This is a genomic window from Pygmaiobacter massiliensis (assembly GCF_900199435.1).
GTDB classification, from domain to species: Bacteria; Bacillota; Clostridia; order Oscillospirales; family Ruminococcaceae; genus Pygmaiobacter; species Pygmaiobacter massiliensis.
In genome coordinates, this window is the sequence record NZ_OAML01000003.1 from 1,522,154 (window position 1) to 1,545,516 (window position 23,363).

The window sequence follows — 23,363 nt, forward strand, 5'->3', positions numbered from 1 at the left end:
TATTGACACCGGCCGCTGTGGTGCTTACAATAAACGATAGAAACTGAAGATGAAAAAAGGCCTTGCAGCGGCGCTGTAGGCGCCAAACCTGCGGGAGCGTGCAAGATGAAAAAGTCCTGGTCTTATGTGGCTGCGGTCACCGTTTACGTTATCTATGGCATTTGTTATCTGCCCATTAAGGTGCTTTCTATCGAGCTGAAAGGCGACGTGTTGCAACTGCTGGCGTTCCGGTTTACGCTTGCCAGTCTGGGCTTGCTGGTCTTAATTCTTACCGGGGTGCTAAAGGTAAATTATCGGGGCAAACATTTGCGGCAGGTTGTCATTGTTGGCTTATTTCAGCCGATTTTATACTACATCTGTGAAACCTACGGCCTACAGCAGTTTCCTTCCAGCCAGGCCGGTATTTTAATGGCGATGACCCCCGTGGTCTCTACCTTGATGGCGGTGCTGGTGTTTCGCGAGCACCCGCGTTGGAGCCAGTGGGGCTGCATCGGTATCAGCATTTTGGGTGTCATCATCCTAAACCTTGGCCCGGCAGATGCACAGGCAACCACCCTGGGGTTTGTGCTGATTCTCGGAGCCGCGCTGATGACCTCCTGCAACAACATTGCAGTGCGGTGCGCGCGGGATGCGTTTTCGCCGATGGAGATCACTTTTGTTACAGCTGTCATGGCGTCGATATTTTTCAGCTCGCTTTCTGTGGCACAGCACGCGGCAGCGGGTACCCTAAACCAATATTTTGTACCGCTCCGGAATGGCAAAGTGGTTGTGTCGTTGCTCTTTTTGGGGCTGGTATCCTCCATCGGTGCCACGATGCTGCAAAACATTGTGCTTTCAAAGTTACCAATGGCGGTGGTTTCCAGCTTTGCGGGCATTGCCACCGTCGTTTCGGTGCTGGTAGGCGTAGGGTTGCTGGGCGAAACCTACACCTTGCTTGATTTTGCAGGAACACTGCTGATTTTGGGTGGTGTGTTTGGGGTGAGCTATTTTGCTAAAAACAGCCGCCGCACCGATGTAGTGCGTGAGTGATGCACGAGAAAAAGATTAAAACACCTCGCCGTGTGCCATATGCGAAAAATTACAATGCACGGAAAAACAGCCTTAAGCAGAGTATGAAAATAGATGCAAAAAAGCCGGGAGCGCATAGCGCGTTCCCGGCTTTTTAATTTTGCAGAGATGGCGTAAGAAGAGAAGATTAGAAAGCTTCTTCTTCCTCTTCGCTGTCCTCGTACACATCAATGTACTTAGTACTGTTTTTCTCGTCCAGATAAGAGAGGCCTGCCAGTGCGGCAAACAGACCGCCGATGAGCAGAACAATTTTAAAAACCGCTTTCAACATATTAAAACCTTCTTTCTTCTTTCTTCACTATTTCACACATCAGTTGGTGTAGTATCAATAGGGGACAACCAGGAATTCTCCAAAACCGGCCGCGCAGGGCAGATAGCCGCTTTGCGGAGTGGGGAATGCCGAACCAAAGGCGGCCTCGTCCACGGAATACTTATAGACGTTGCCGGAAAAAACAGCCCCCGGCGCAAGCGCTTCGCCAAAAAGGTCATCAAGCAGTGCGGCGCTTAAAGTGCAGGCGAAACCCCAATGGTAACCCTGCTCATCCACTCCGCGAAAAAGCTCTGGCTGAGGCAGGGGGATGGTGCGAACAAGTTGGTCTTTTCCGGTGGGGGAAGGCGCGTAAAGTCCGGCCTCCAGGTCACCCTCGGCATTACAGCTGACAAACAGGTAGTTGCCATTGCCGCCGAATGCGAAAGCGGCACCAGTGCGGCTTTCTGAGGGGGGCGTTTGTTCAAAGGATGCGATGCTGAAAGAGAGGCTGCCGCCGCAGACATAAAGCCGAAGATAGCAATAAATATTGTCGCGTAGCGCCACCCCATAGTAGTTCGTAACTTTCAGGGCAGAGATGGCATCGAGCACCAGCGGCTTATCTGAAAAACTGACCGGCATGATCAATACAACCACCCCTTTCTATTAAGGTAACTATTTATAATAATTATACCATATCCCTGGAGATATGCGCAACATTAGCAGAGGTTTGTAACAAAAAACACATCTTTTTATGAGCCGAAAACCAGCTTTTTAAACCACTCTGTAACCAATTTGTGACATAAACCACAGAATGCCTAAAAAAACAGGTACCACCAGAAAAAAACATTGTAATATTACCGAAAAAGCTGTATAATAATTAACAGCGTTACGTCGGCGTTCTGCACAACGTTTGGGGGCGCAAAGTGCTTTTTTACGTTCCAGGGCAAGGCAAAGAGAATTTCCTTGCCTTGTTTTCGTTTGCCCGGCACCAAAACCGGGAAGGCACAATATCAATAAGAGGAGGAAAAATTCGCTTCATGAAAAACATTTTTAAACGTGCGGCGAAGGGTGCTCATGTACCTCACCTGAAGAACACATCGGATGTCGCCACCGTAGATATGCCGTTGCCCAGCAAGATTGTCTTGTCCATGCAACAACATATTGGTGCGCCGGCACAGCCAGTGGTCGAAAAAGGGGACGAGGTCTGCGTGGGCAGCCTGGTCGGCAAAGAAGGCGGTTTTGTTTCCGCACCTATCTATTCTGGCGTTTCGGGTACTGTTACAGACGTGCGTGAAATGCTTACCAGCAATGGCGGCAAAGCCACATGCGTAGAAATTACTCCGGATGGCAAACAGACGGTGGACCCTGCAATCGCTCCCCCTATGATTAATACATACGAGGAGTTTACTGCAGCAGTGCGTGCTTCCGGCCTTGTTGGCCTTGGCGGCGCAGGTTTCCCCACCTCGGTCAAACTTACCCTCAAAAACTTTGACACGGTGGACACCCTTGTCATCAACGGTGCAGAATGCGAACCTTATATCACCGCAGACAACCGTGAATTCCTCGAGCACCCCGAGGATATTATGTCCGGCATCGCCGCTGTTCAGAAGTGGTGCCAGATTAAAAACGTCATTATCGGCATCGAGGCAAACAAGCCCGAGGCGATTAAAACAATGTCCAGCCTTTGCGCTGGCCAGTCTTCTGTGACGGTAAAAGAGCTGCCCAGCGTTTACCCGCAGGGCGCTGAAAAAATCCTCATCGAAAGCTGTACCGGTCGCGAGGTTCCCCGTGGCGGTCTGCCCAGCGATGCAGGCTGCATCGTCATGAACGTTGGCTCGATTGCTTTCCTTGCACGCTATCTTGCTACCGGCATGCCGCTGACTGCTCGTCGCTTGACAGTGGACGGCGACCTGATTGCGGACAAGAAGAACGTCAACGTCATCATCGGCACCCCGATTCAGGAAGTCATCGACTTCTGCGGCGGCGCTACCGGTGAAATCGGCGAAATCATCATGGGCGGACCGATGATGGGCCTTTCTGTGATGGATCCTTCTGTTTCTACCCTGAAACAGAACAATGCGATTCTTGTTATGAGCCGTGAAAAAGCGACTCTGCCCGAGGCAAATGCCTGCATCCATTGCGGTAGATGCATCGAAGCTTGCCCGATGGGCCTCTCTCCGGTTATGGCTGCCAAAGCCTATCGCCTGGAGAAGGTAGAAGAGCTGGATAAGCTGATGGTTGACCTTTGCATGGACTGCGGCTGCTGCACCTTTGTATGCCCCGCAAAACGCCCGGTTTCTGGCACAATGAAACTGGCGAAAGCGATGCAGAAGAAAGGAGCGAAAAAATAATGGAAAATAAACTCATTGTCAACGCCGCTCCTCATATCCGCGAAAATTCCAGCACCCGCAAAATTATGCTGGACGTGCTGATCGCTCTTTGCCCAGCAGTCATCGCCAGTGCCATCATCTTTGGCGCACGTGCACTGTTGGTCGTTGGCGTCACCGCTGCGGCGAGCGTTGCGTTTGAATATCTTTATTGCTATCTTGCCAAAAAGCCCATCACCATCGGCGATCTTTCTGCCGTGGTTACCGGTGTGCTTCTGGCAATGAATCTGCCTTCCACTCTTCCGCTGTGGATGGCGATTATCGGTGCATTTGTTGCTATCGTTATCGTTAAGCAGCTGTTTGGTGGCCTGGGCCACAACTTTGCGAACCCCGCTATCGTGGGCCGCATTGTGCTGGCACTCAGCTTTACCTCTTACATGACTTCTTACGGTTTCCCCGCAGTGAACAACACCGGCATTGATGTGCTGGCAAGTGCTACCCCGCTGGCTGCAACAGCCAGTGTAGACCTGCCGCTGCTGCCGCTGCTGCTGGGCACCCACGGCGGTGTGCTGGGCGAAACCTGCGCACTGGCACTGCTGCTTGGCGGTGTTTATCTCGTCGTGCGCAAAGTTATTGCACCGACGGTTCCGCTGATGTACATCGGCACTGTTTTCGTGCTCAGCCTGATTTCTACCGGCAGCCCCTATGAGGCACTGGTACAGCTGCTTTCTGGCGGTTTGATGCTGGGCGCTATCTTTATGGCTACCGACTACGTCACCTCGCCTTACACCTTTACCGGCAAACTGGTCTTTGGTTTTGGCCTCGGTCTCATCACTTGGGCGATCCGCTTCCTCGGCACTTCTGCAGAGGGCGTTTCCTTCGCTATCCTGCTGATGAACATCCTGGTGCCTTATATCAATGATCTGACGCTCCAGAAACCCCTGGGAGGTGTTAAGAAACAATGAAAGACAACAAAACTTTTGAGATGATCGTCAAACCGATTATCGTTCTGAGTGTGATCTGCCTTATTGTTTCCGGACTGCTTGCAGTAACAAACAATGCAACGCTGCCCGTCATTGAGGCAAACAACAAAAAAATCGCAGATGCCGCGCGTGCAGAAGTTCTGCCCGAGGCAACCTCTTTCAGCCAGGTAGAATACACCGATGAGATCGTCACCGAAGTGTACAAGGCCGATAACGATGCCGGCTTTGTTATCACCGGCAAAGCCAAAGGCTACGGCGGCGACCTGCCTGTTATGATCGGCATCAAAGCAGATGGCACCATTAACCTGATTAAGGTTATGGATAACCAGGAAACCCCGGGCGTTGGTAAAAAAGCGCAGGAGCCGGCATTCACTGACCAGTTTATTGGCCAGGCAGACACCGGCAGTGTTTCCACCATCGGCGGTGCGACCATTTCTTCCAGCGCAGTAATTAGGGTCGTTGACGGCGCATTTGCTGCGTACAACACCGTCAAGGAGGGCTAAGCAGAATGAAAAAGACTGAAATTCTGACCAATGGCCTTGTCAAGGAAAACCCGGTATTGCGTCTCGTGCTCGGCACCTGCCCGACCCTGGCGGTCACCACCGCAGCCATGAACGGCATCGGCATGGGCCTTGCAGCAACCTTCGTTCTGATCTGCTCAAACGTTGTTATTTCCGCTTGCCGCAAAATCATTCCCGACAAAGTCCATATTCCCGCATTTATCACCATCATTGCGGGCTTCGTTTCTGTGGTGCAGATGCTTGTTAAAGCTTACGCACCCGCACTCGATTCGGCGCTGGGCGTTTACCTGCCGCTGATCGTTGTTAACTGCATCATCCTTGGCCGTGCTGAGATGTTTGCATGCAAAAACAATGTGGTCGATTCCGCACTCGATGGCCTTGGCATGGGCATTGGCTTTACGCTGACTCTCTTTGTTATGGCTTCGATTCGCGAAATTTTGGGCGCTGGTACTTTCTTTGGTATCGAGCTAATCAAAACCCCGATGGCGATCCTTGCATCTCCTCCGGGCGGCTTCTTTATTTTTGGTATTCTCATGGCTGTCGCTGTCGTGCTGAGCAACCGCGCAGGCCTGAAAACCAACACCGACCCCGAGAAGATGGGCTGTGCCGGCTGCGCTGGCTGCGGCTCGGATAGCTCCTGTGCATCGGAAGGAGGTGCTGAGGCATGATTAAAGAGCTTGCACTGATTTTCTTCAGCATGATTCTTGTTAACAACTACGTGCTGGTAAAATTCCTCGGCATCTGCCCGTTCCTCGGCGTTTCCAAAAAACTGGATTCCGCTGTGGGCATGTCTGCCGCAGTTATCTTTGTTATGGTTGTTGCAACCGCCGCTACCTGGCCCCTGTACACCTATGTACTTGAGCCGAACGGCATGAGCTACCTGCAGACCATCACCTTTATCCTGGTTATCGCGATCCTTGTGCAGCTGCTCGAGACCGTGATGAAAAAGTTTATGCCGCCGCTGTACAAAGCACTCGGCATCTACCTGCCCCTCATCACTACCAACTGCACTATCCTCGGCGTTACCATTCTTAACCTCGACAGCGGCTACAACTACATCGAGAGCCTTGTTTGCGCACTGGGCGCTGGCCTTGGCTTTATGCTTTCGATGGTACTGTTCTCGGGTGTACGTAAACGCATTGAGGACGCAGAGCCTCCCAAATGCATGGAGGGCCTGCCTATCACACTGGTTGCCGCCAGTATCGTTTCTTGCTCCTTCATGAGTTTCGGCGGTATTATCGAATCCATTTTCGGCGCTTAAGGGGAGGAGAAAAAGATGAGTATAGCATTAGCAATTGCGGTTGTTACCATCATCGGTATCGCCGGCGCTGCGATTCTTGTTGTCGCTGCTAAATTCATGGCAGTAGAAGAAGACGAGCGCATTGGCCTTGTTACGGCAGAATTGCCCGCAGCAAACTGCGGCGCCTGCGGCTATGCAGGCTGCGCAGACTATGCCAAGGCTGTCGTCGAAGATGGCGCACCGGTTAACAAATGCGTGCCGGGCGGCCAAAAAGCTGCCGACGCTGTTGCAGCTGTTATGGGTGTAGAGGCTGGTTCTTCTACCCCGCACCACGCCGTGGTTATGTGCCAGGGCACCAACGACAACTGCAAAACCAAGTTTGAGTACCATGGCATGCCCACCTGTTCGGCTGCTGCCGGCTACTATGGCGGCCCCAGCGCTTGCCAGTATGGCTGCCTTGGCTATGGCGATTGCGTAACTGTTTGCAAATTCGATGCAATCAAAGTGGTTAACGGCCTTTCGGTCGTAGACCCTGAAAAATGCACCGGCTGCGGCGCTTGCGCTGAAGTTTGCCCGAAGAACATTATTTCTGTTTTGCCGGTTGGCAAAATGGCAGAAGTTCGTTGCCAGAACAAAGACAAAGGCGCTCAGGCGATGAAGGTTTGTGCGGTCAGCTGTATTGGCTGCACCAAGTGCGTAAAAACCTGCCAGCATGAGGCGATCAGCTTTGAAAACAACCTGGCTACCATCATTCCGGAGAAATGTGTCGGCTGCGGCGAATGTGTTGCCGTTTGCCCGAAACACGCTATCGTAATGGCGGAGTAATTGACGCAATACAAAAGAGCCTGCAAGAAAATGCAGGCTCTTTTGTTCTATTACAATGGTACTGCTTTAAGTAGCGACTTCAGATAGAGTGCCCACGAGATGAGGATATTTCAGCAACCATACTTGTGCCAACTAATTATCCATAAAGGCACTATACTGCAAATACCAGTTTATATTTGCGATGATAAGCGCAAAGAGAGGAGACTTATATGCGAAGAAAAGAACGAGAGCTGACTGCATTGGAAGACAAAATAGCAGTAATACAAAGCTGCAAGGTGCTACGGCTTGCGATGATAGATGGCGGTAAACCTTACATTGTGCCACTGAATTATGGCTTTGAGCAGTTGGGCGATACGCTGTATCTTTATTTCCACAGCGCGACCGAGGGCAAAAAGCTGGAAGCCTTGCAGCAAAACCCCAGTGTATGCTTTGAAATGGACACGGATCATCAATTGGTAGAGGACGAAATTCCTTGCCGCAACGGCTTTTTGTTTTCCAGCATCGTAGGCGAAGGGACTGTGGAATTTTTAGAAGATTTGCAGCAGAAGAAAGATGCTCTGAACCACATTATGCTGCACCAAACAGGCAAAAAATTTGAGTATTCTGACAACGTAATGAAGTTTGTGGCGGTGGCACGCATTAAGGTAGATAGTTTTACCGGAAAGCGCCGCGACCACTAAAACGACTGATGAACCCATAAACATAAAGTTTCAATTTTGGATTTTGGTTGTTTTGTGAAAATGAAAAAAGAGAAAGAAAGGTGTTCAGATGACAACAACAGCCTTAAAGCTGCTTGCACTGGCCCTAATGTTTTGCGACCATATTTATGAGTTCATTGGTGGCGCACCTATTTGGCTTACCTGGCTGGGGCGTCTTTCGGCATCGCTGTTTTTGTTTTGTATGGTGTGGGGGGTGCATTACACCCATGACCGCAAGCACTACTTAAAAGGCCTTTATTTTTGGGGCGTTTTTATGGCAGTGGGAGATTTACTTTTGGCGTGGCTTTTACCAGGTGCAAAGACGGCCCCCATGAACAATATTTTTGTGACGTTTTTGCTGGTTGGCATGGTCATTACAATTATCGAAGGATTCCGCGGAAAGGGCGACCGCAGTGAGGCAAAAAAACTTTTATGGCTGTTGATTTTGGCACAGGTAGCAAGCATTGTGCTGGTACCCATGGCCATATTAGGTTTGCCGCAAATCGAGAACGCCTTTGTTCTGCCAGCTTCGGTTTTCCCCAGCCTGCTGTTCTGCGAAGGTGGGCCGATTTGGATTTTACTCGGCCTTATGCTTTATTACACCAAAGAAAACAAGCGGTCGCTGGCGATAAGCTATCTTGCTTTTTCGCTGCTGGTGATGGCGATGGGTGGATTTGGAACACTGCAGAATCTGTTTTACCAAAATTACCAGTGGCTTATGGCGCTTTCGCTGCCGTTTATGCTATGCTATAACGGAGAAAAAGGCAGAGGGCTGAAACGTTTGTTTTATGTGTTTTATCCCGCCCACGTTTTCACCCTTTGCTGGCTGGGCTCTTTTGTTGCGTTTGGCTAAGCAGCTAAGTATACTTTTACAATTACATAAAATAGAAAAGCCTCGACGTGCATTGCTGCACGCGAGGCTTTTTTATGTGAAAACGCTGAGCATTAGCTGCTGAGAAACTTACAGATAAAGCAGCGTTTCCCGCAAAGGAAAAGGCATGAAGCCTAACAAAGAGTTACCATTTGGTTTTGGTTTCGATAACCTTACCAGCAATATAAAGCTGCGCTAAATCGTCGCCCACCAGCACCAAAGGCTGATAATCAGGGTTAAAAGGTTGCAGCACCACTGCATTGCCGCGGCGAATAAATTTTTTTAAGGTGCCTTCGCCATCCTCGCCAAACACCATGACGCCGAGGTCGCCATCTTCCAGCGTGTTTTGCTTGTGTACCAGCGCAAGGTCGCCGTCTTGAATGCGGGGCTCCATGCTGTTGCCTTTGACCAATAAATAAAAATAATTTTGAGGGTCTTTTACCCGAGCATACTCTACGCCGCAGTCTTCCTCCAGCGCTAGTGCGCCGTAGCCAGCACGCACGGTACCAATCACTGGGATGGGATGTTCGCCAGCGGCAGTGTAGGGCAAAATCGGCGCGGGGCGTGCCGTGTCGCTGCGGTCCAAAAGATAATCTACAGTAGTATCAAAAAAATCTGCCAGGCGCCGTAAAGTATCCGGGTCTGGCTGGCTGCGGCCAGTCTCCCATTTGCCGACAGCTTGCTGCGTTAAATTAAGTTCTTTTGCCAAAGCGACCTGACTAAGGCCACGTGCACGGCGTAATTCTTTTAAACGCTGGTGAAACACAGAAACGCCTCCTTTAAGGAAATCCTTAGTTGTTACCTATATTATACAACCAACAAGTGTAAAAGTAAACGTAAAAAGTAAAAATAGTTGTAAAAGTTGTTGACAACAACCATGAGTTGTATTATTATGATGGTAAGAAACAACAGGACTAGTAAAGTGAGGAAATTCTTATGAAACATTCCTTTTTTGTAAATTTTTTGGGACTTTTATTTATTGTGTTGGGTTTTACCGCTTTAGGGAGTGTAGACCTTGCGGTAAGTGCCAGCTTAGTAAATATTTTTGTGGCAGGCTTTTTATTTATAACAGCTGGAGCGCTACTTTCAGTAGGTCTTTCGCCTGCTAAAAAACGTCGGGTACGGCATAGTGTGCCCCGTGCTACTGCACAGCCACAAAATGCGGTGGTATTCCGGCGCGCGGCGTAACTTACAAATACAACCAGAGGGGTAGGAGTAAAGAAGATGGATTTGATGGAAAAACTGACAATCCTCACAGACTCTGCAAAATACGATGTGGCTTGCACTTCCTCTGGCTCCAATACGCCAAACCCAGTCGGTATGGGGATTGGCAGCACGGTCAACTGCGGCATTTGCCATACATTTTCAGCAGATGGACGGTGCGTTTCACTGCTGAAAGTATTAATGACCAATCGCTGTGCTTACGACTGCGCCTACTGTGTCAACCGGCGCAGCAACGATGTACCGCGCGCATCATTCACCCCAGATGAATTGGCGCAATTAACGATGGACTTCTACCGCCGCAATTATATTGAAGGGCTGTTCCTTTCGAGCGGGGTAGGAAGAAACCCGGATTATGCTACCGAGCAGATTATTAAAACGCTCGAATTGCTACGTGGCCCGTATCATTTTACGGGCTATATTCATGCCAAAGCAATCCCGGGGGCAGATCCAGTGCTCATTGACCGACTAGGCCGGCTGGCCAATCGGCTGTCAGTTAATATTGAGTTGCCATCTGGAGAAAGCCTTGCAAAATTAGCCCCAAACAAAACTAAACAAGCAATTTTAACACCGATGAAAAGCATACAAAGCGCAATTGCAGAGAGCAAAAGCGGGCTTGTGAAATATAAGCATGCAGAAAAATTTGCGCCTGCGGGGCAAAGCACCCAAATGATTATCGGTGCAAGCCCGGAAACTGATTATCAGATTTTGCACTTGACTGAGGGGCTATATAAAAAGTTTAGCCTAAAGCGGGTGTTCTTTTCTGCGTATATTCCGGTTGCAGAAAGCAGACTGCTGCCGAGCCTGGATACGAAGCCCCCGCTGTTGCGGGAACACCGGCTTTACCAGGCAGATTGGCTACTGCGGTATTATCATTTTGAGGCAGACGAAATTCTAGATGCAGAAAATCAGGACTTTAATCCGTTTTTAGACCCCAAGTGCAACTGGGCCATCAACCACATGGAGCAGTTTCCCGTAGAAGTAAACACCGCGAGCCAGGAAACATTGCTGCGTGTGCCGGGCATTGGCCCGTTAAGTGCAAAACGAATTATGATGGCGCGTCGCAGCCGAAAACTGGATTTTGATGCGTTGCGGCGCATTGGTGTAGTACTCAAACGTGCCCAATATTTCATTACCTGTAATGGGCGAATGGAGCACGGTTTAATTGTGACGCCGGAAGCAACGCTGCGTGCGCTGGTAGACCGGCACCCGATTGCTGAGGCGCAGCAAATGTCGTTGTTTGATTTGCCCGCTGAAATTGCACAGAAGGAGGCCATTGCGTGCTTGTCCCGCAAGATGTAATTTACCTTTATGATGGAAGCTATGACGGCGCACTTTGCTGTGTTTTTGAAGCTTTCCGCGCTCACGAAAGGCCGCGGGAAATCTGGACAGAGGACACTGCGCAGCCCTCGCTTTGCCAAACAAAACAAATTTGGACAGACACGGAGAAGGCGAATCGCGTGGCAGCAGTGCTTCGGCCTAAAATTTCTGCGCGAGCAGAAGAAACTGTAGCATCACTTTATTGGTGTGCGGTGCCGCAAAAAGAGCTTTTGATGCTGGATTTTATAGCCCTTGGCTTAAAAGAGGGGCGCCGTGTCACTACGATGCTCGGCGACCCTGTTATAGCAGCCGTGGCAGATGCCGTGAAGCATCTTTATAAGGAAGCGCACAATTATAAGGGATTTGTGCGCTTTTCTGTCCACGATAATGCGCTGGCGGCGGTGATAGAGCCGAAAAACTATGTATTGCCTTTGCTGCGCAGCCATTTTTGTGCCCGTTATCGCAACGAAACATTTCTGCTTTATGATAAAACCCACGGGGCTGCACTGGTTTACCATCACGGGAAATCTGAGGTGTTGCCGATAGAGGAGCTAGAGCTGCCTGTGCCAGATGCAGCCGAGCAGGAAGTGCGGGCGCTTTATCGGCAATTTTTTCGTACAATTGCAATCGAAGCGCGCGAGAATCCGCGTTGCCAGATGAACCATGTACCAAAACGTTATTGGAGCCAGATGTTAGAACTGCAAGAGGACGAAGCCTTACTGGGCGCGCCCAAAGAGCCGAAACAATTGAAGCAGAGGGCGCCGCAATGAACCAAAAAGAGAAAGCCAAAATGCAAGCTATAACACGGCTTTATAAGCTGGCTGCAAAATTAATGCTGGTTTGTGCGGCGCGGCAAAATGCCGGGCGAAGTTTGCAACATCTGGAAATTGAGCGGCAACTTGCAGAAATAGAACAAGCTTGCACAGAGCTGCGTAAATTGGTTTAAACGAATAAGATAGCAAAAAAACCCATACGGTTAACCTCTGCTTCGAGTTTCTTGCTGTACAAGCACCCAAAGTAAAGGTGTCGTAAGGGGTCTTCGTTTTTCATCATGCGGTGTCAAGAAACAGCTTTATAAAGGAGGATACAAGTTAATCTTCCACCAGCAGGTTTTCAGCGGTAAGCAGGTGCCGGTAGGTTACATCGATAGCCAGCGCACCGAGCGGCGCAGTGAGCAGGATGGAAAGAACGGCAGCCGTTAACACCATGGCGCCACAGCTCAGCCCCATCGCCAGAGGCAGGCCGCCGATTGCAGCTTGTACCGTGGCTTTTGGCATATAGGCGAGCACTACGAAAAAGCGCTCTTTCCATTGCAGGCGGCTGCCGCTAAGCGCTACCAGTACGCCTACACCCCGAAAGCACAATGCCCCGAAAATGACAGCCAGTATTTGCAGCCCTGAAGAATAAATATAAGTAGGATCTACCGTGGCACCAACTAACACGAAAAGCAGAACCTCTGCTGCAACCCAGAGCTTTGCGTATTTGGCACCCATCCGCTGGGCAACTTCAGGTCGGCAACGCAGCAAACCAATGCCGCAGCACATCACAGCAAGCAGACCCGAAAAAGGAATACGTCCGGTGAAAGCTGTTTCCAGTGTTATGAGCAAGCCCGAGATGGCAAGTAAAATCAGTACCTTAATGGAATCGCGCAGATGCACTTTTTCAAAAAAGAAGGACAAAAGCCTGCCGGTAAGGAGGCCAACGAGCGCACCAAGCACAATGGATGCAGGAATTTGCAGCAGCTGCATAGGTGCAAATGAGCCGCCTTGTGCAACCCCGGTAAAGGCCGTAAATAGAACAATAACGAAAACATCGTCTACCGAAGCGCCTGCCATTACCATTTGTGGAATACCCCGCTTCGTGCCGTAACCCTGTTCCATCAACGAAAGCATTTTAGGGACGATAACAGCAGGAGAAACCGCCGCCAGCACGGTGCCAAGAATCGCAGCGTCAAGCAGGGAAAAGCCGAGCAGTAGTGGCGCCAGCAATAAAACACCGACAATTTCAAAACAGGCGGGGACAAAACATAAAAGCAAAGCCGGTCGGCCATTGCGCCGCAGGTCGGCGAGGTCCAGTGAAAGCCCGGCGCGAGTCAGGATAATCAGCAGCGCAATGCGCCGCAGCTCTGCGGAAAGGCCAAGCAAGGACGGATCGAGTAAGTCTAAAACGAAGGGGCCGAGTAAGATGCCCGTAAAAAGCATACCCAGCAGAGATGGCAGCCGAAGCCGCCGGGCAATGCCGCCAAGGCTAAGGCCTACCAAAAAGACAAGCGAAAGACTGAAAATCATGAGAGTTCTCCTTTTTCTAAATGTTTATTTTGACGCAAAAACAGCTGATGATTCCTGCGACAAAACGCAGAAGTCATCAGCTGTTTATTATTGTCAGCGGTTTTGGCAAAGCCAAGGGAGAACTTCATTCCCGGTTACAAAGTATAGCAACAAAGTGGCAAAAAAGCAAGGGCTAAATATAAAAAATGTCGAAAAAGATAGGGTCAAATCCGCGTCCGGCGTTATAAGCGTTGGAAATTTCTCGTAAATCTACCAGACAAAGCAATACAAAAATGACGGTAAAAAGAACAGCCGCAACCCCTACCAGATTGAAGGAGCGGTACTGCCAGACCAAAAGCAACACAAAAACAATAGCAAGGCCAACCATAAATAGTGTGGTGACAATGCGCTTAGGGGTTAAGCCATAGCTGTCGACATAAAGTAACATCTTGCTGAGGGCGGTTGCAATCAGAAAAAGAGTAAGTGTACCTAGTGCAAGGTTGCTTGCCTTCAGCAGTCGAGACTCTGAGCGTGGGCTGCGGCAAAGGGTATTGATGCCCCAAAGCAAAGCAAGGTTAAAGCAGGTCAGCTGGCAAAGCTCAAAAAAGCCGCGGCGGGCATATTCGGCATAGGTGAACTCGGCGGGGCGCACCCCAACGAAGGCAGAAAACAGGTAACCAGCCTGCAAAAGAATAAACAGCAGATAGAGTGCGCAGGCGGCGGCAACCACGACCAGCACGGTATTAAGCGGAAGGATACGAATTCTCTTTTCTGATTTTTGTAGAGTCTCAGCAGAAGCAAGGCCATCCGCCCGCCGCCTTGCTGCGCCATAGCAAAGGCCGAACAAGTAAGCTGAAACCGGCAAAGCAAGAATAAGCCGGATTTTTAATACCAGAAAATCACCGAAAAACAGGCTGGAAAGATGAAACCGAAAACCGGAAAGCAGTTCGCTAAACTGTGCATCGGCACGAGAGAGCAGAGGGATGATTACCCCGGCACAAAGAGCAAAAGCCAGGATAATGCCAATGACGAGATCCATATGGTGTTTTTTCTTGCCACGCGAGCAAATTGCCTGAACAATGCAGCGCAAGCCGGCGAAAAAATTGCCGAACGGTAAAACAAACAGCCCGCGTACCATATCGAGTGCAATATAGTTGCCAGTTTTGCCACCTGTCAACACGCCGAAATAGCAAAGCACCCAATAAACAGCGAGAAGGGTAAGGCCGTAAAAGCGCAAAATAGCAAAACTGCCGTCAATTTCTACCAAGCGGCACGACAAGCCCACCAAAGCAGTCGCAGTAAGCCAAAACCAACTTTCTTTTGGTGGTTTCACGCCGCGTAACAGGCCATAACTGAGCACCGCCGTGATAAAAACCGCAGTGAAAAGCAGCCAGCCGCGCCAGAAATGACCGCTCGTTTGGGTAAGCACATAGATATAGCAGTACCCGACGCCAAAGAAAATCAGCGCAAACAGGGTATCAGTCGCATCGTATACAAACGGTCGACTCGGCTTTGGTGCAGGAGCAAAAGCCGTTGCATTGACACTTTTGTTTTCATTGTTTGTAATTTTGGGCGCACTTTCACAGGGCGGACAGCTGGTACCCACCGAAATTGGATTTTCCATACGAATTCTCCTTTATTCAGTTTTGTTGTCAGGTGTATATTGCAAAAGGTCTGCAGGCTGGCAATCCAAAGCGGCACAAAGTGCTTCTAGTGTAGAAAAGCGGATTGCTTTCGCCTTATTATTTTTTAAAATGGAGAGGTTGGCGGGGGTGATGCCAACACGTTCTGCCAGATCCCCGGCGCTGATTTTTCGACGCGCCATCATTACATCAAGGTTAACTAGAATCATTCCCGTACCCCCTATATGGTAAAGTCGTTTTCGTCTTTTAAAGCAACAGCCTGTTCAAAAACGTTTTTGACGACCCGCAAAATCAGCGCCATAAAAGCACCGGCAGCAGCAAGAGCGAGAAATGGCATGTAATACAGCGTGCTGGCAAGGCATATCAATCCCGCCGCAAGGCAACACCACGAAAGCGCTCGCAGCCGCGCAACGTTTGCATGGGTAAAAACTTCGTTTTTGCGAATTTCGGCAAGCAGACCATGCAGATGCCACAGCGCCAAAGCCGCAGGCACTGCAACTGCGTATACCGTAACCAAAAAGAAAGAGAGCATCTGCTGTGGCACCATAAAACGAATTAAGGTAAACCTTTTAAACAGCCAGGGCGCACTGGCGCAAAGCCCCACCAAAATAACAGCAAAAAGCCGCACACAGAATAAAGAAAGCGTAATGCTTTTGTCTTTGTTCCACATTATAAATTCCTCCAGATGTTTTGTGTACTTGTATCATACACTATTATTTATTGAAATGCAATATTTATTTATCGATAAACAATAAATAATTTTCGAATATCAATGCGTGAAATTGCTGATTAAGGGTGAAAGATACAAAAAGTGCTTTGCAGCATAGCAAATCCGCTGCAAAGCACCTTAAGTTTTGATAGAAAAGTTCGTCCAGGCAATCCATATCGTGGCTGGCATAGCGCAGACGCGTAAAACACGCTGAACGGAGCTAAGAAAACAGCTTAAAATAGCCAATAAAGAGTTTCATCTGAAAGCTGCATGCCCAGTTTGCGCTGCAAAGCAAAAGAGGCTTTATTCCAGGTTTCTACCTGGCCAAAAGGCAAAAGGCCTAAATCCAACGTACGGCGTACCATAAAAGCTTCCAGCTCGGTGGCGAAACCCTGACCGCGATACTCCGGCAAGATTTTAAGCAGGCCGATGCTGCCCTCCAAATGGCAGCCAATAAACCCGACAAAACTGCCCTCAAAAAATGCAACGAACAGATTATGTAGCCGTTGAATCTGCTCTAACTCTGCCATATCAAGCTTGGTATAGTGGTTGGTAATCATCGGCAGCTCTGCTTTAGAGGCTTCACGAATCGTAAGTCTTTGCGGAACATCTGGCCGACCATTTTCCCACACTGCTTGCAGGCACTCCAGTATCGTTGGAAAATGGTACCGGCGCATTGCGTATTCGGCGAGGTCGTGGTCACAAATGTGCAAAAGAGTGTAGGGTGCGGTTTCCTGTTCGCGCAGCCATCGGCGCCCCAGCGTGGTATCTGAGGCCGAAAGCATATAGGCTCCGCTGATGCGGTCTTTTAAAAAAACACCGCTGCCGCCTTGGTGGAAAATTTCTGCGGTGCCGCGGCGCATCACCTGCAGCAACCCGGCATTTAACCTTGTATTACGGCTTAAATATTCTTCTGCATTCATTGTTTTTGCCCTCTGTGTTGTTTAAGTTTTCAGCAGCGCAGGGGCTGCGTTAAAGACAGTTTAAGACTACCACAAACAGGAGATAAGCGCAATTAGAAAGGTGTAAAAAAGGCGACAATTTGCCACTGGCAGATTGTCGCCTTTTTCAAATTTCCGCGCTCATGCAGGGCGTGGGATAAACCTGTTAAGATGCCGCGTCTTCGGGCTCAAACTGGCTTTGATACAGGTCAGCATAGAAACCTTTGCGCTGCATCAAATCCTCGTGGTTGCCCACCTCAACGATGTCACCATCGCGCATAACGAGAATCAAATCCGAATCTCGAATTGTGGAAAGGCGGTGTGCAATTACAAAGCTGGTGCGTCCTTCCATCAAGGTGTTCATTGCCCGCTGAATCTTTTGCTCGGTGCGGGTGTCGACACTGCTGGTTGCTTCGTCCAAAATCAGAATTTTAGGATCTGATAGAATAGCTCTCGCAATGGTGAGCAGCTGTTTTTGGCCTTGGCTGATGTTGTCAGCGTCTTCAGAAAGCACCGTGTTGTAGCCATCCGGCAGCGTACGAATAAAGCGGTGCACACCAGCGGCTTTTGCAGCGGCGATGACCTCATCGTCAGTTGCGGAGAGACGGCCGTAACGGATGTTCTCCATAATCGTGTCATGATAGAGCCAAGTATCCTGAAGCACCATGCCAAACAGACTGCGCAGACCATCGCGGCTAAATTGACGCAGGTCGTAGCGGTCAAGCAGGATAGCGCCCTCGGTTACGTCGTAAAAGCGCATGAGTAATTTGACCATTGTGGTTTTGCCAGCACCGGTAGGCCCTACAATGGCGACCCGCTGGCCCGGCTGAATAATGGCAGAAAAATCATGAATGATAATTTTGCTGGGGTCGTAGCCGAATTTTACATGGGCAAAAGCCACTTCGCCTTCGACCACCGAGGGGTCAAGCGGCTGGTCGGGGTCAGCGACTTCTTCCTCCTCTTCCAAAAATTCAAACACGCGCTCTGCCGCGGCCGCCGTTTGCTGCAGCACATTGCTGATGTTGGCAATTTGGCTAATCGGCTGCGTAAAGCTGCGCACATACTGGATGAAAGCTTGGATGTCGCCTACACTGATGCGTCCCTGAATGGTAAGATAGCCGCCGAGCACGCAGATGGCTGCATACCCAAGGTTACCGACAAAGTTCATCAAAGGCATCATCAGACCGGAGAAGAACTGGCTCTTCCAGGCGGAATTATAAAGCTCGTCGTTCAGCTCTTCGAAAGTGGCAATACTTTCATCTGCGCGGTCAAAAGCCTGCACTACAAGGTGTCCGCCGTACATTTCTTCTACGTGGCCATTCACCTTGCCCAGGTAATTTTGCTGCCGTTTAAACAGCGGCTGGCTCTTTTTTACGATGGTGCCGATGAGCAAGAAAGAAATCGGCAAAACGAGCAAGGCAACGAGGGTCATCGTCGGGCTGATGGTAAGCATCATCACAAGCACACCGAGAACGGTTGTGACACTCGTGATAATCTGGGTCAGGCTCTGATTCAGGCTTTGGCTGACGGTATCCACGTCATTGGTAACACGCGAAAGCACATCGCCGGTGCTGGTGCCATCAAAATAGGCAAGCGGCAAGCGACTGATTTTCTTGCTGATATCCTGGCGCAGCCGGTAGGTGACCTTCTGGGTTACGCCGGTCATAACAAAGCCCTGCAAGTAAGAAAGGCCAAATGAGAGCAGATAAAGGCCCAGCAAAAAGAGCAAAATGCGTGCGATATAAGCAAAATCAATGCCACCGGTGCCGGTAAACATCTTCATGACGCCGGAAAACAGTTCGTTTGTGGCATAAGCCAAAACTTTGGGGCCTGCAATCATAAAAATGCAGGACAGAGCAGCTGCAAAAAAGACCACGACAATTTGTTTGTTATAGCTGCCTAGATACTGAATCAGTTTTCGGGCAGTGCCTTTAAAGTCTTTGGCTTTTTCACCCGGCATGATGCCGCCGGGGCCGCGGCCCATGCCGCCGCCAGGGCCGTGAGAACGGGCCGTATTACGCTCACTCATTGCAATTCCTCCTCTGTCAGTTGAGATTTTGCGATTTCTTGGTAGGTCTCGCAAGTTTTGAGCAATTCTTCATGGGTACCTTTGCCCACAATACGCCCATCGGCAAGGACGATAATCTGCTGCGCATGCATAATGGTGGAAATGCGCTGTGCAACAATTAGCACGGCAGACTTGGTGGTTGCACTGTGCAATGCTTTACGCAGTGCTGCGTCGGTTTTAAAATCCAGCGCAGAGAAAGAGTCATCAAAAATACAGATAGGTGCTTTTTTGACCAAGGCACGCGCAATGGAAAGACGCTGACGCTGGCCGCCCGAAACGTTGGTGCCGCCCTGGCTGATTTCGGTAGCATAACCCTCTGGTTTTTCGCTGATGAATTTTTCTGCCTGCGCTATGCGGGCAGCTTCATTCAGCTCCTCTTCGGTGGCATCTTCTTTGCCGTAGCGCAGGTTGTCGGCAATATCACCGCTGAACAGCAACCCCTTTTGCGGCACATATCCAACCGATTGACGCAGGGTGGAAAGCGGCAGGTCGCGCACGTCTATGCCGTCAATGGTGATGCGGCCCTCGGTGACATCGTAAAAACGCGGAATCAAGTTGATTAAGGTGGATTTACCGCTGCCGGTGGAACCGATGAAAGCTGTGGTTTCGCCCGGGCGTGCAGTAAAGCTGATGTGCTCCAGCACGTTTTCATCAGCGCCGCCATATTTAAACGAAACATCCTGGAACTCGAGGCGACCGCTAAGCGGGTGTTCGGGTACGATAGGATGAGGAGGATCAGCAATTGTAATTTCGGTAGAAAGCACTTCGCTGATACGGCTGCCGGAAACAGCGGCGCGGGGTACCATAATGAACATCATGCTGATCATCAAGAAGCTGAACATAATCTGCATGGCGTATTGCATGAAGGCCATCATGTCGCCCACCTGCAGCGTAGAGGCGGCGATTTGTTTGCCGCCAACCCAGATGATAAGCAGCGTAAGCATATTCATTACCAGGTTCATGGCAGGCATCATAAAGGCCATAACGCGGTTGACAAACAGGTTGTTTTTGTTGAGGTCGAGGTTGGCTTTGTCAAAGCGCCCTTCTTCAAATTTCTGGGTACCGAAAGCGCGTACCACCATAAGTCCGGACAGATTTTCACGCGTAACAAGATTTAAGCGGTCGACGAGGTTCTGCATCACGCGGAAATGTGGCATCGCCACTTTGTAGATGAAGAAAATCAACAGCATAATCAGGCCGACACCGACACCAAGAACCCAGCTCATCTGCGGGCTTTTGGAGAGTGCCATAAAGATGCCGCCAACGCCCATGATGGGAGCATAGCAGAGCATCCGCAAGCCCATAGTTACCAACATCTGCACCTGGGTTACGTCGTTGGTGGTGCGGGTAATCAGGCTGGCAGCGGAAAAGTGGTCCAGCTCGGTATTTGAAAAACGACTGATGCGGGAAAATAAATCTTTGCGCAGATTGCGTGCGACACCTGCACCCACGCGGGAAGCAAACAGGCCCACAGCGACGCTGGCAAGGCCGCCAACTAAAGCAACCCCGAGCATACGGCCACCTGCGGCAAGCAGGTAGCGGGTTTGAATACCGGCAGTGTCTGCCCCCAGCTCTTGGTAAAAGCCTTTTACAAAAAGCGCACCGGTGGCGCTATAAGTAGTCTCAGGCAATGTAGCGGCGTCAGCGATGGCCTTAGAGGGGTCTACCATGCCGGATTGCAGCATTGGCAGCATCGCGTACAGCTTTGTCATGTCTATCGAGGTGGGCGCTTCGCCATCGCTGCTAGTATCGGTAACATTGCTGCCGTTGCCAAGGCCACTCAGCGTGGTTACAAAAGCGTAAGAAGCACGCCCAAACGCTGCGTCAAGCCGCGCAGAGTTTTCTTCGGTTAGATCTCTTGCCAGATAAACCGTGTCCGGTAAATTGGTGTAGCTTTTTTCAAGCTCGGCAAAAGTATCGCTGCCGCGTGTGACGGCTGTATAAGTGTTTTTCACAAAAGTAGCGTCCTGCTCTGGCATAAAGGTGGTGAGCAGCGCCAAACCGTTTTCGCTTGCAACCTCGGGGTAGGCGGTAGAGATGCCGCCTTTTTGGATGCCGGTGTTTACGATGTCTGACATATAGTTCGGCAAAGTTAGGTCGCAGCTTGCCTGCAACAGCAGCAAAGCAATGCAAAGTGCTACCGAAGCAAGGTACGGTTTTAAATAACGGGCAAGTTTTGTCATGCGTTCAATCCTTTCTGGAAGGGCCTTTTGTTATAGGGGCTGTTTCGGCTTGTGCCTGTGCCTGTACGCGGGTTGCCGTTTCGCCAAATTCACGCACCATCGCGATAAACTGGTTCATACGGTCAATGCCAAATTCGTCAATAATACGGCTCAGCATCACATTACATTCGGAAAAAGCTTGTTGCATCAGCTCGTGGCCTTGTTGGGTCAGCAAAATAAAGACCACACGCCGGTCCGTTTCGCTGCGTTGGCGGCAGAGATACCCAGCAGCCTCCAGTTCGCTGACACGCTGACTGACGGTAGGGGAGGCGTGGTGTAAATGTTTTGCCAGCTCTGAGAGGCGAATGCCCGGCTCATCTTGCTTTGCAAATTCTCGCGAAAAAATGTGTACATGCCGCATTAGTGCAAAATCTGCGGGGCTGAGAGGGATATTGGGCGTGTACGAAAACATTTTGCTGCGTACTTCCATGATTGCGCCAAGCAACTCTTTGGCGTGAGGGTTCATGCCGTCCATAAAATTTCCTTTCCTGAAAATATATTAGTTAGGCTACCTAAGAATTTTACGACACTTCTACCAGAAAAGCAATAGCGAATTTGTGAATTTTTTTAGCATTCCCAAATGAAAAAAGAAAAACCCCGCAGTGTCAAACGACATACAGAGCTTTTCATAGTTTGTAATTTATTTTTTTTCGGTTTTTTGGGCTTTCTTTTCACGCAGGCTGCGAAAGAAATCGCGCAGCAAACCGGCGCATTCTTCCGCACATACGCCTTCTATAATTTCAGGGCGGTGGTTAAAGGGCAGGTCAAACATCGAAATCACGCTGTCGCAGCAGCCTGCTTTGGCATCACGTGCACCATAGACCACCCGTTTGATGCGGCTATTGATAATAGCACCGCTGCACATAGGGCAGGGCTCCAACGTCACATAAAGGTCACACTGCCAAAGCCGCCAACCACCCAGCGCCTCGCAGGCTTTGCCGATGGCAAGCAGCTCTGCATGGGCGAGTGCACTTTTACCGGTTTCGCGCAGGTTATGCGCCCGTGCCACCACCTCGCCATCCTTTACCACCACGGCACCAACCGGCACCTCGCCGAGCTCGGCAGCGGCTTTGGCTTCTTCAATTGCAATCGCCATAAAGTAGGCATCACTTTTAGGGGCTTCACTCATCGAAAATACTCCATTACAGTTGTTAAAATCAGCAGCAGTGCGGTAAAGCTGCAAATTGGGGCATAGAGCAGGCGCTCCCAACGCCCCATTTGGTTTTTGGGCACCGTATAGCGCGCCAGTGGGCGTAAAAGACCTACACGCCGCAGTTGCAACAATGCAAATAACCCGCAGGCGATGTAAATGGCAAACAGTAGAATCGACAGCCCCAGCAGATTGGTGGCGTCTAAACGCTGCCGTGCCCAAAGCAAAAGGAAGCTGGAAAGATTATTTGCAAAATGCAGTAAAATACTCGCTCGCACACTGCCGGTGACAACTGCCACATAGCCTAAAAATACCGACATGGCGAAGATAGAAGGCAGCTGAGAGAGGTCGTGGTGCAGAAAACTAAAGAAAAACGAGGTGACCAGAATTGCAAACCAGTCGCCCCACGGGCGAAGCAATTGCTGGATGCCGCCGCGGAAGAGCAGCTCTTCGCCCACCGCAGGTACAACGCAGGTGGCAATAAAGCAAAAGAACAGCGCGAGATTGCCAGACGGCAGCTGTGCGGCCTCGGGCACGCTGTAGCCGCCTTTATCCAGCACAATACGCAGCCCGTTGGCCAGCGCGGTACAGAGGGTAGTAAACAGCAAAAAAATCGGCAATGCGGTCAGTAGCTGCTTGCGCGGTACCTTTGCATGGGGGATGCGCACATTGAGCGGGCGCATAGTGCGGCAAAGCAGCCAAAGCGGAACGCCAAGATTAACAACACTACAAGCCAGATTAAGCAGCTGAATCAAGAGTTCAGGCAGCCCTACCGGATTATGAAGTGCGGCACCCGGCTGGTAAACCGCCAGAAAAAGTGACAAGGCACCCCGCAGCAATGTGCTGAGCATCAAATAGAGGAAAACCGTCAGCCCCACAAGATTGGCGCTATAAAAAAGGCGGTCTTTTTTCATGCGGGCAAACGCTTCCTTTCACGCACAATGCGAAAGCCAGACGATGCAAGCATTTCGTTTACCTGTGCAAAACAATTTCATTTTATTATACAGGATAAAGCAGAAAATGGAAATCCCCGCTTAAA

The 23,363-nt window shown here is 50.1% G+C and carries 26 protein-coding genes and 1 riboswitch; of the genes, 13 read left to right on the forward strand and 13 right to left on the reverse strand.

Features of this window, described 5'->3' with window-relative positions; all coding sequences use genetic code 11:
* Positions 1-105: 105 nt before the first annotated feature.
* The gene (locus tag C1A11_RS11850; RefSeq protein WP_102050658.1) at positions 106-1,029 is read left to right on the forward strand and encodes a DMT family transporter; all 924 of its coding nucleotides are present in this window, start codon (positions 106-108) and stop codon (positions 1,027-1,029) included.
* A gap of 166 nt (positions 1,030-1,195) precedes the next feature.
* Here the strand turns inward: C1A11_RS11850 and C1A11_RS13875 are convergent, their stop codons facing one another.
* Positions 1,196-1,339 (reverse strand): hypothetical protein, encoded by a 144-nt coding sequence (locus C1A11_RS13875; RefSeq protein ID WP_180950346.1) that lies wholly within the window; start codon positions 1,337-1,339, stop codon positions 1,196-1,198.
* Positions 1,340-1,393: 54 nt separating this feature from the next.
* Positions 1,394-1,957, reverse strand: coding sequence for a hypothetical protein (locus C1A11_RS11855; RefSeq protein ID WP_145995760.1), 564 nt, complete (start codon positions 1,955-1,957; stop codon positions 1,394-1,396).
* Between the two features lie 398 nt (positions 1,958-2,355).
* Between C1A11_RS11855 and rsxC the strand changes: the two genes are divergently transcribed.
* The 8 genes from rsxC to C1A11_RS11895 all read left to right on the forward strand — a co-directional run bounded on the left by rsxC (position 2,356) and on the right by C1A11_RS11895 (position 8,765).
* Entirely contained in the window at positions 2,356-3,669 is a 1,314-nt protein-coding gene (rsxC, locus tag C1A11_RS11860) for an electron transport complex subunit RsxC (RefSeq protein WP_102050660.1), read from the forward strand.
* Entirely contained in the window at positions 3,669-4,610 is a 942-nt protein-coding gene (locus C1A11_RS11865; protein ID WP_102050661.1) for an RnfABCDGE type electron transport complex subunit D, read from the forward strand. Before rsxC ends, C1A11_RS11865 begins: the two co-directional genes overlap by 1 nt.
* The gene (locus C1A11_RS11870; protein ID WP_102050662.1) at positions 4,607-5,131 is read left to right on the forward strand and encodes an RnfABCDGE type electron transport complex subunit G; all 525 of its coding nucleotides are present in this window, start codon (positions 4,607-4,609) and stop codon (positions 5,129-5,131) included. The genes C1A11_RS11865 and C1A11_RS11870 overlap by 4 nt, the downstream gene beginning before the upstream one ends.
* Positions 5,132-5,136: 5 nt before the next feature.
* Positions 5,137-5,817 carry an electron transport complex subunit RsxE gene (gene rsxE / locus C1A11_RS11875; RefSeq protein ID WP_102050663.1) on the forward strand — a complete coding sequence of 227 codons (681 nt, stop codon included), beginning with the start codon at positions 5,137-5,139 and terminating at the stop codon, positions 5,815-5,817.
* On the forward strand, positions 5,814-6,410 hold the full coding sequence (locus C1A11_RS11880) for an electron transport complex protein RnfA (RefSeq protein ID WP_102050664.1): 597 nt from the start codon (positions 5,814-5,816) through the stop codon (positions 6,408-6,410). The genes rsxE and C1A11_RS11880 overlap by 4 nt, the downstream gene beginning before the upstream one ends.
* Before the next feature lie 15 nt (positions 6,411-6,425).
* A complete protein-coding gene (locus tag C1A11_RS11885) occupies positions 6,426-7,214 on the forward strand; it encodes an RnfABCDGE type electron transport complex subunit B (protein WP_102050665.1) in 789 nt (262 codons plus the stop codon).
* A gap of 209 nt (positions 7,215-7,423) precedes the next feature.
* Positions 7,424-7,894 carry a pyridoxamine 5'-phosphate oxidase family protein gene (locus C1A11_RS11890; RefSeq protein ID WP_102050666.1) on the forward strand — a complete coding sequence of 157 codons (471 nt, stop codon included), beginning with the start codon at positions 7,424-7,426 and terminating at the stop codon, positions 7,892-7,894.
* An 88-nt stretch (positions 7,895-7,982) separates the two neighbouring features.
* Entirely contained in the window at positions 7,983-8,765 is a 783-nt protein-coding gene (locus C1A11_RS11895) for a TraX family protein (protein ID WP_102050667.1), read from the forward strand.
* Between the two features lie 163 nt (positions 8,766-8,928).
* Here the strand turns inward: C1A11_RS11895 and C1A11_RS11900 are convergent, their stop codons facing one another.
* Positions 8,929-9,549 (reverse strand): LexA family protein, encoded by a 621-nt coding sequence (locus tag C1A11_RS11900; protein WP_102050668.1) that lies wholly within the window; start codon positions 9,547-9,549, stop codon positions 8,929-8,931.
* A 170-nt stretch (positions 9,550-9,719) separates the two neighbouring features.
* Here C1A11_RS11900 and C1A11_RS11905 point away from each other — a divergent pair, with 170 nt between their 5' ends.
* The 4 genes from C1A11_RS11905 to C1A11_RS11920 are packed head-to-tail and all read left to right on the forward strand — an operon-like array spanning position 9,720 to position 12,270.
* Positions 9,720-9,971: a hypothetical protein gene (locus C1A11_RS11905; protein ID WP_102050669.1), complete on the forward strand. Its 252-nt coding sequence runs from the start codon at positions 9,720-9,722 to the stop codon at positions 9,969-9,971.
* Positions 9,972-10,007: 36 nt separating this feature from the next.
* Positions 10,008-11,306 (forward strand): putative DNA modification/repair radical SAM protein, encoded by a 1,299-nt coding sequence (locus C1A11_RS11910; protein WP_102050670.1) that lies wholly within the window; start codon positions 10,008-10,010, stop codon positions 11,304-11,306.
* Entirely contained in the window at positions 11,285-12,094 is an 810-nt protein-coding gene (locus tag C1A11_RS11915; protein ID WP_102050671.1) for a TIGR03915 family putative DNA repair protein, read from the forward strand. The genes C1A11_RS11910 and C1A11_RS11915 overlap by 22 nt, the downstream gene beginning before the upstream one ends.
* A complete protein-coding gene (locus C1A11_RS11920; protein ID WP_102050672.1) occupies positions 12,091-12,270 on the forward strand; it encodes a hypothetical protein in 180 nt (59 codons plus the stop codon). Before C1A11_RS11915 ends, C1A11_RS11920 begins: the two co-directional genes overlap by 4 nt.
* A 145-nt stretch (positions 12,271-12,415) precedes the next feature.
* Here C1A11_RS11920 and C1A11_RS11925 read toward each other — a convergent pair whose 3' ends face one another.
* The 10 genes from C1A11_RS11925 to C1A11_RS11970 all read right to left on the reverse strand — a co-directional run bounded on the left by C1A11_RS11925 (position 12,416) and on the right by C1A11_RS11970 (position 23,238).
* Positions 12,416-13,612, reverse strand: a complete 1,197-nt coding sequence (locus C1A11_RS11925) for a cation:proton antiporter (RefSeq protein WP_102050673.1) — start codon at positions 13,610-13,612, stop codon at positions 12,416-12,418.
* A gap of 60 nt (positions 13,613-13,672) precedes the next feature.
* Positions 13,673-13,753: riboswitch (Fluoride riboswitch) on the reverse strand.
* Between the two features lie 31 nt (positions 13,754-13,784).
* On the reverse strand, positions 13,785-15,215 hold the full coding sequence (locus tag C1A11_RS11930) for a DUF4153 domain-containing protein (protein WP_102050674.1): 1,431 nt from the start codon (positions 15,213-15,215) through the stop codon (positions 13,785-13,787).
* 12 nt (positions 15,216-15,227) lie between these two features.
* Positions 15,228-15,443, reverse strand: coding sequence for a helix-turn-helix domain-containing protein (locus tag C1A11_RS11935; protein WP_102050675.1), 216 nt, complete (start codon positions 15,441-15,443; stop codon positions 15,228-15,230).
* Between the two features lie 11 nt (positions 15,444-15,454).
* Positions 15,455-15,904: a DUF2975 domain-containing protein gene (locus C1A11_RS11940; RefSeq protein WP_242965923.1), complete on the reverse strand. Its 450-nt coding sequence runs from the start codon at positions 15,902-15,904 to the stop codon at positions 15,455-15,457.
* A gap of 272 nt (positions 15,905-16,176) precedes the next feature.
* Positions 16,177-16,866: a GNAT family N-acetyltransferase gene (locus tag C1A11_RS11945; protein ID WP_102050677.1), complete on the reverse strand. Its 690-nt coding sequence runs from the start codon at positions 16,864-16,866 to the stop codon at positions 16,177-16,179.
* A gap of 184 nt (positions 16,867-17,050) precedes the next feature.
* Positions 17,051-18,913 (reverse strand): ABC transporter ATP-binding protein, encoded by a 1,863-nt coding sequence (locus tag C1A11_RS11950; RefSeq protein WP_102050678.1) that lies wholly within the window; start codon positions 18,911-18,913, stop codon positions 17,051-17,053.
* Positions 18,910-21,135 (reverse strand): ABC transporter ATP-binding protein, encoded by a 2,226-nt coding sequence (locus C1A11_RS11955; protein ID WP_102050679.1) that lies wholly within the window; start codon positions 21,133-21,135, stop codon positions 18,910-18,912. Before C1A11_RS11955 ends, C1A11_RS11950 begins: the two co-directional genes overlap by 4 nt.
* Before the next feature lie 4 nt (positions 21,136-21,139).
* Complete coding sequence (locus tag C1A11_RS11960; RefSeq protein ID WP_102050680.1) at positions 21,140-21,649, reverse strand: MarR family winged helix-turn-helix transcriptional regulator; 510 nt, start codon at positions 21,647-21,649, stop codon at positions 21,140-21,142.
* Between the two features lie 165 nt (positions 21,650-21,814).
* Positions 21,815-22,303: a tRNA adenosine(34) deaminase TadA gene (tadA, locus tag C1A11_RS11965; protein WP_102050681.1), complete on the reverse strand. Its 489-nt coding sequence runs from the start codon at positions 22,301-22,303 to the stop codon at positions 21,815-21,817.
* Complete coding sequence (locus C1A11_RS11970) at positions 22,300-23,238, reverse strand: CPBP family intramembrane glutamic endopeptidase (RefSeq protein WP_102050682.1); 939 nt, start codon at positions 23,236-23,238, stop codon at positions 22,300-22,302. The genes tadA and C1A11_RS11970 overlap by 4 nt, the downstream gene beginning before the upstream one ends.
* Positions 23,239-23,363: the final 125 nt, after the last annotated feature.

Bases quoted from the DNA above. Each gene is read 5' to 3' on its own strand.
- C1A11_RS11930 (WP_102050674.1), bottom strand. From the start codon at position 15,215: ATGGAAAATCCAATTTCGGTGGGTACCAGCTGTCCGCCCTGTGAAAGT.
- C1A11_RS11905 (WP_102050669.1), top strand. From the start codon at position 9,720: ATGAAACATTCCTTTTTTGTAAATTTTTTGGGACTTTTATTTATTGTG.
- C1A11_RS11870 (WP_102050662.1), top strand. From the start codon at position 4,607: ATGAAAGACAACAAAACTTTTGAGATGATCGTCAAACCGATTATCGTT.
- C1A11_RS11970 (WP_102050682.1), bottom strand. From the start codon at position 23,238: ATGAAAAAAGACCGCCTTTTTTATAGCGCCAATCTTGTGGGGCTGACG.
- C1A11_RS11885 (WP_102050665.1), top strand. From the start codon at position 6,426: ATGAGTATAGCATTAGCAATTGCGGTTGTTACCATCATCGGTATCGCC.
- C1A11_RS11925 (WP_102050673.1), bottom strand. From the start codon at position 13,612: ATGATTTTCAGTCTTTCGCTTGTCTTTTTGGTAGGCCTTAGCCTTGGC.
- rsxC (WP_102050660.1), top strand. From the start codon at position 2,356: ATGAAAAACATTTTTAAACGTGCGGCGAAGGGTGCTCATGTACCTCAC.
- C1A11_RS11890 (WP_102050666.1), top strand. From the start codon at position 7,424: ATGCGAAGAAAAGAACGAGAGCTGACTGCATTGGAAGACAAAATAGCA.
- C1A11_RS13875 (WP_180950346.1), bottom strand. From the start codon at position 1,339: ATGTTGAAAGCGGTTTTTAAAATTGTTCTGCTCATCGGCGGTCTGTTT.
- C1A11_RS11880 (WP_102050664.1), top strand. From the start codon at position 5,814: ATGATTAAAGAGCTTGCACTGATTTTCTTCAGCATGATTCTTGTTAAC.
- C1A11_RS11940 (WP_242965923.1), bottom strand. From the start codon at position 15,904: ATGTGGAACAAAGACAAAAGCATTACGCTTTCTTTATTCTGTGTGCGG.
- C1A11_RS11935 (WP_102050675.1), bottom strand. From the start codon at position 15,443: ATGATTCTAGTTAACCTTGATGTAATGATGGCGCGTCGAAAAATCAGC.
- C1A11_RS11955 (WP_102050679.1), bottom strand. From the start codon at position 21,135: ATGACAAAACTTGCCCGTTATTTAAAACCGTACCTTGCTTCGGTAGCA.
- C1A11_RS11855 (WP_145995760.1), bottom strand. From the start codon at position 1,957: ATGCCGGTCAGTTTTTCAGATAAGCCGCTGGTGCTCGATGCCATCTCT.
- C1A11_RS11850 (WP_102050658.1), top strand. From the start codon at position 106: ATGAAAAAGTCCTGGTCTTATGTGGCTGCGGTCACCGTTTACGTTATC.
- rsxE (WP_102050663.1), top strand. From the start codon at position 5,137: ATGAAAAAGACTGAAATTCTGACCAATGGCCTTGTCAAGGAAAACCCG.
- C1A11_RS11910 (WP_102050670.1), top strand. From the start codon at position 10,008: ATGGATTTGATGGAAAAACTGACAATCCTCACAGACTCTGCAAAATAC.
- C1A11_RS11950 (WP_102050678.1), bottom strand. From the start codon at position 18,913: ATGAGTGAGCGTAATACGGCCCGTTCTCACGGCCCTGGCGGCGGCATG.
- C1A11_RS11865 (WP_102050661.1), top strand. From the start codon at position 3,669: ATGGAAAATAAACTCATTGTCAACGCCGCTCCTCATATCCGCGAAAAT.
- C1A11_RS11960 (WP_102050680.1), bottom strand. From the start codon at position 21,649: ATGGACGGCATGAACCCTCACGCCAAAGAGTTGCTTGGCGCAATCATG.
- C1A11_RS11895 (WP_102050667.1), top strand. From the start codon at position 7,983: ATGACAACAACAGCCTTAAAGCTGCTTGCACTGGCCCTAATGTTTTGC.
- C1A11_RS11920 (WP_102050672.1), top strand. From the start codon at position 12,091: ATGAACCAAAAAGAGAAAGCCAAAATGCAAGCTATAACACGGCTTTAT.
- tadA (WP_102050681.1), bottom strand. From the start codon at position 22,303: ATGAGTGAAGCCCCTAAAAGTGATGCCTACTTTATGGCGATTGCAATT.
- C1A11_RS11945 (WP_102050677.1), bottom strand. From the start codon at position 16,866: ATGAATGCAGAAGAATATTTAAGCCGTAATACAAGGTTAAATGCCGGG.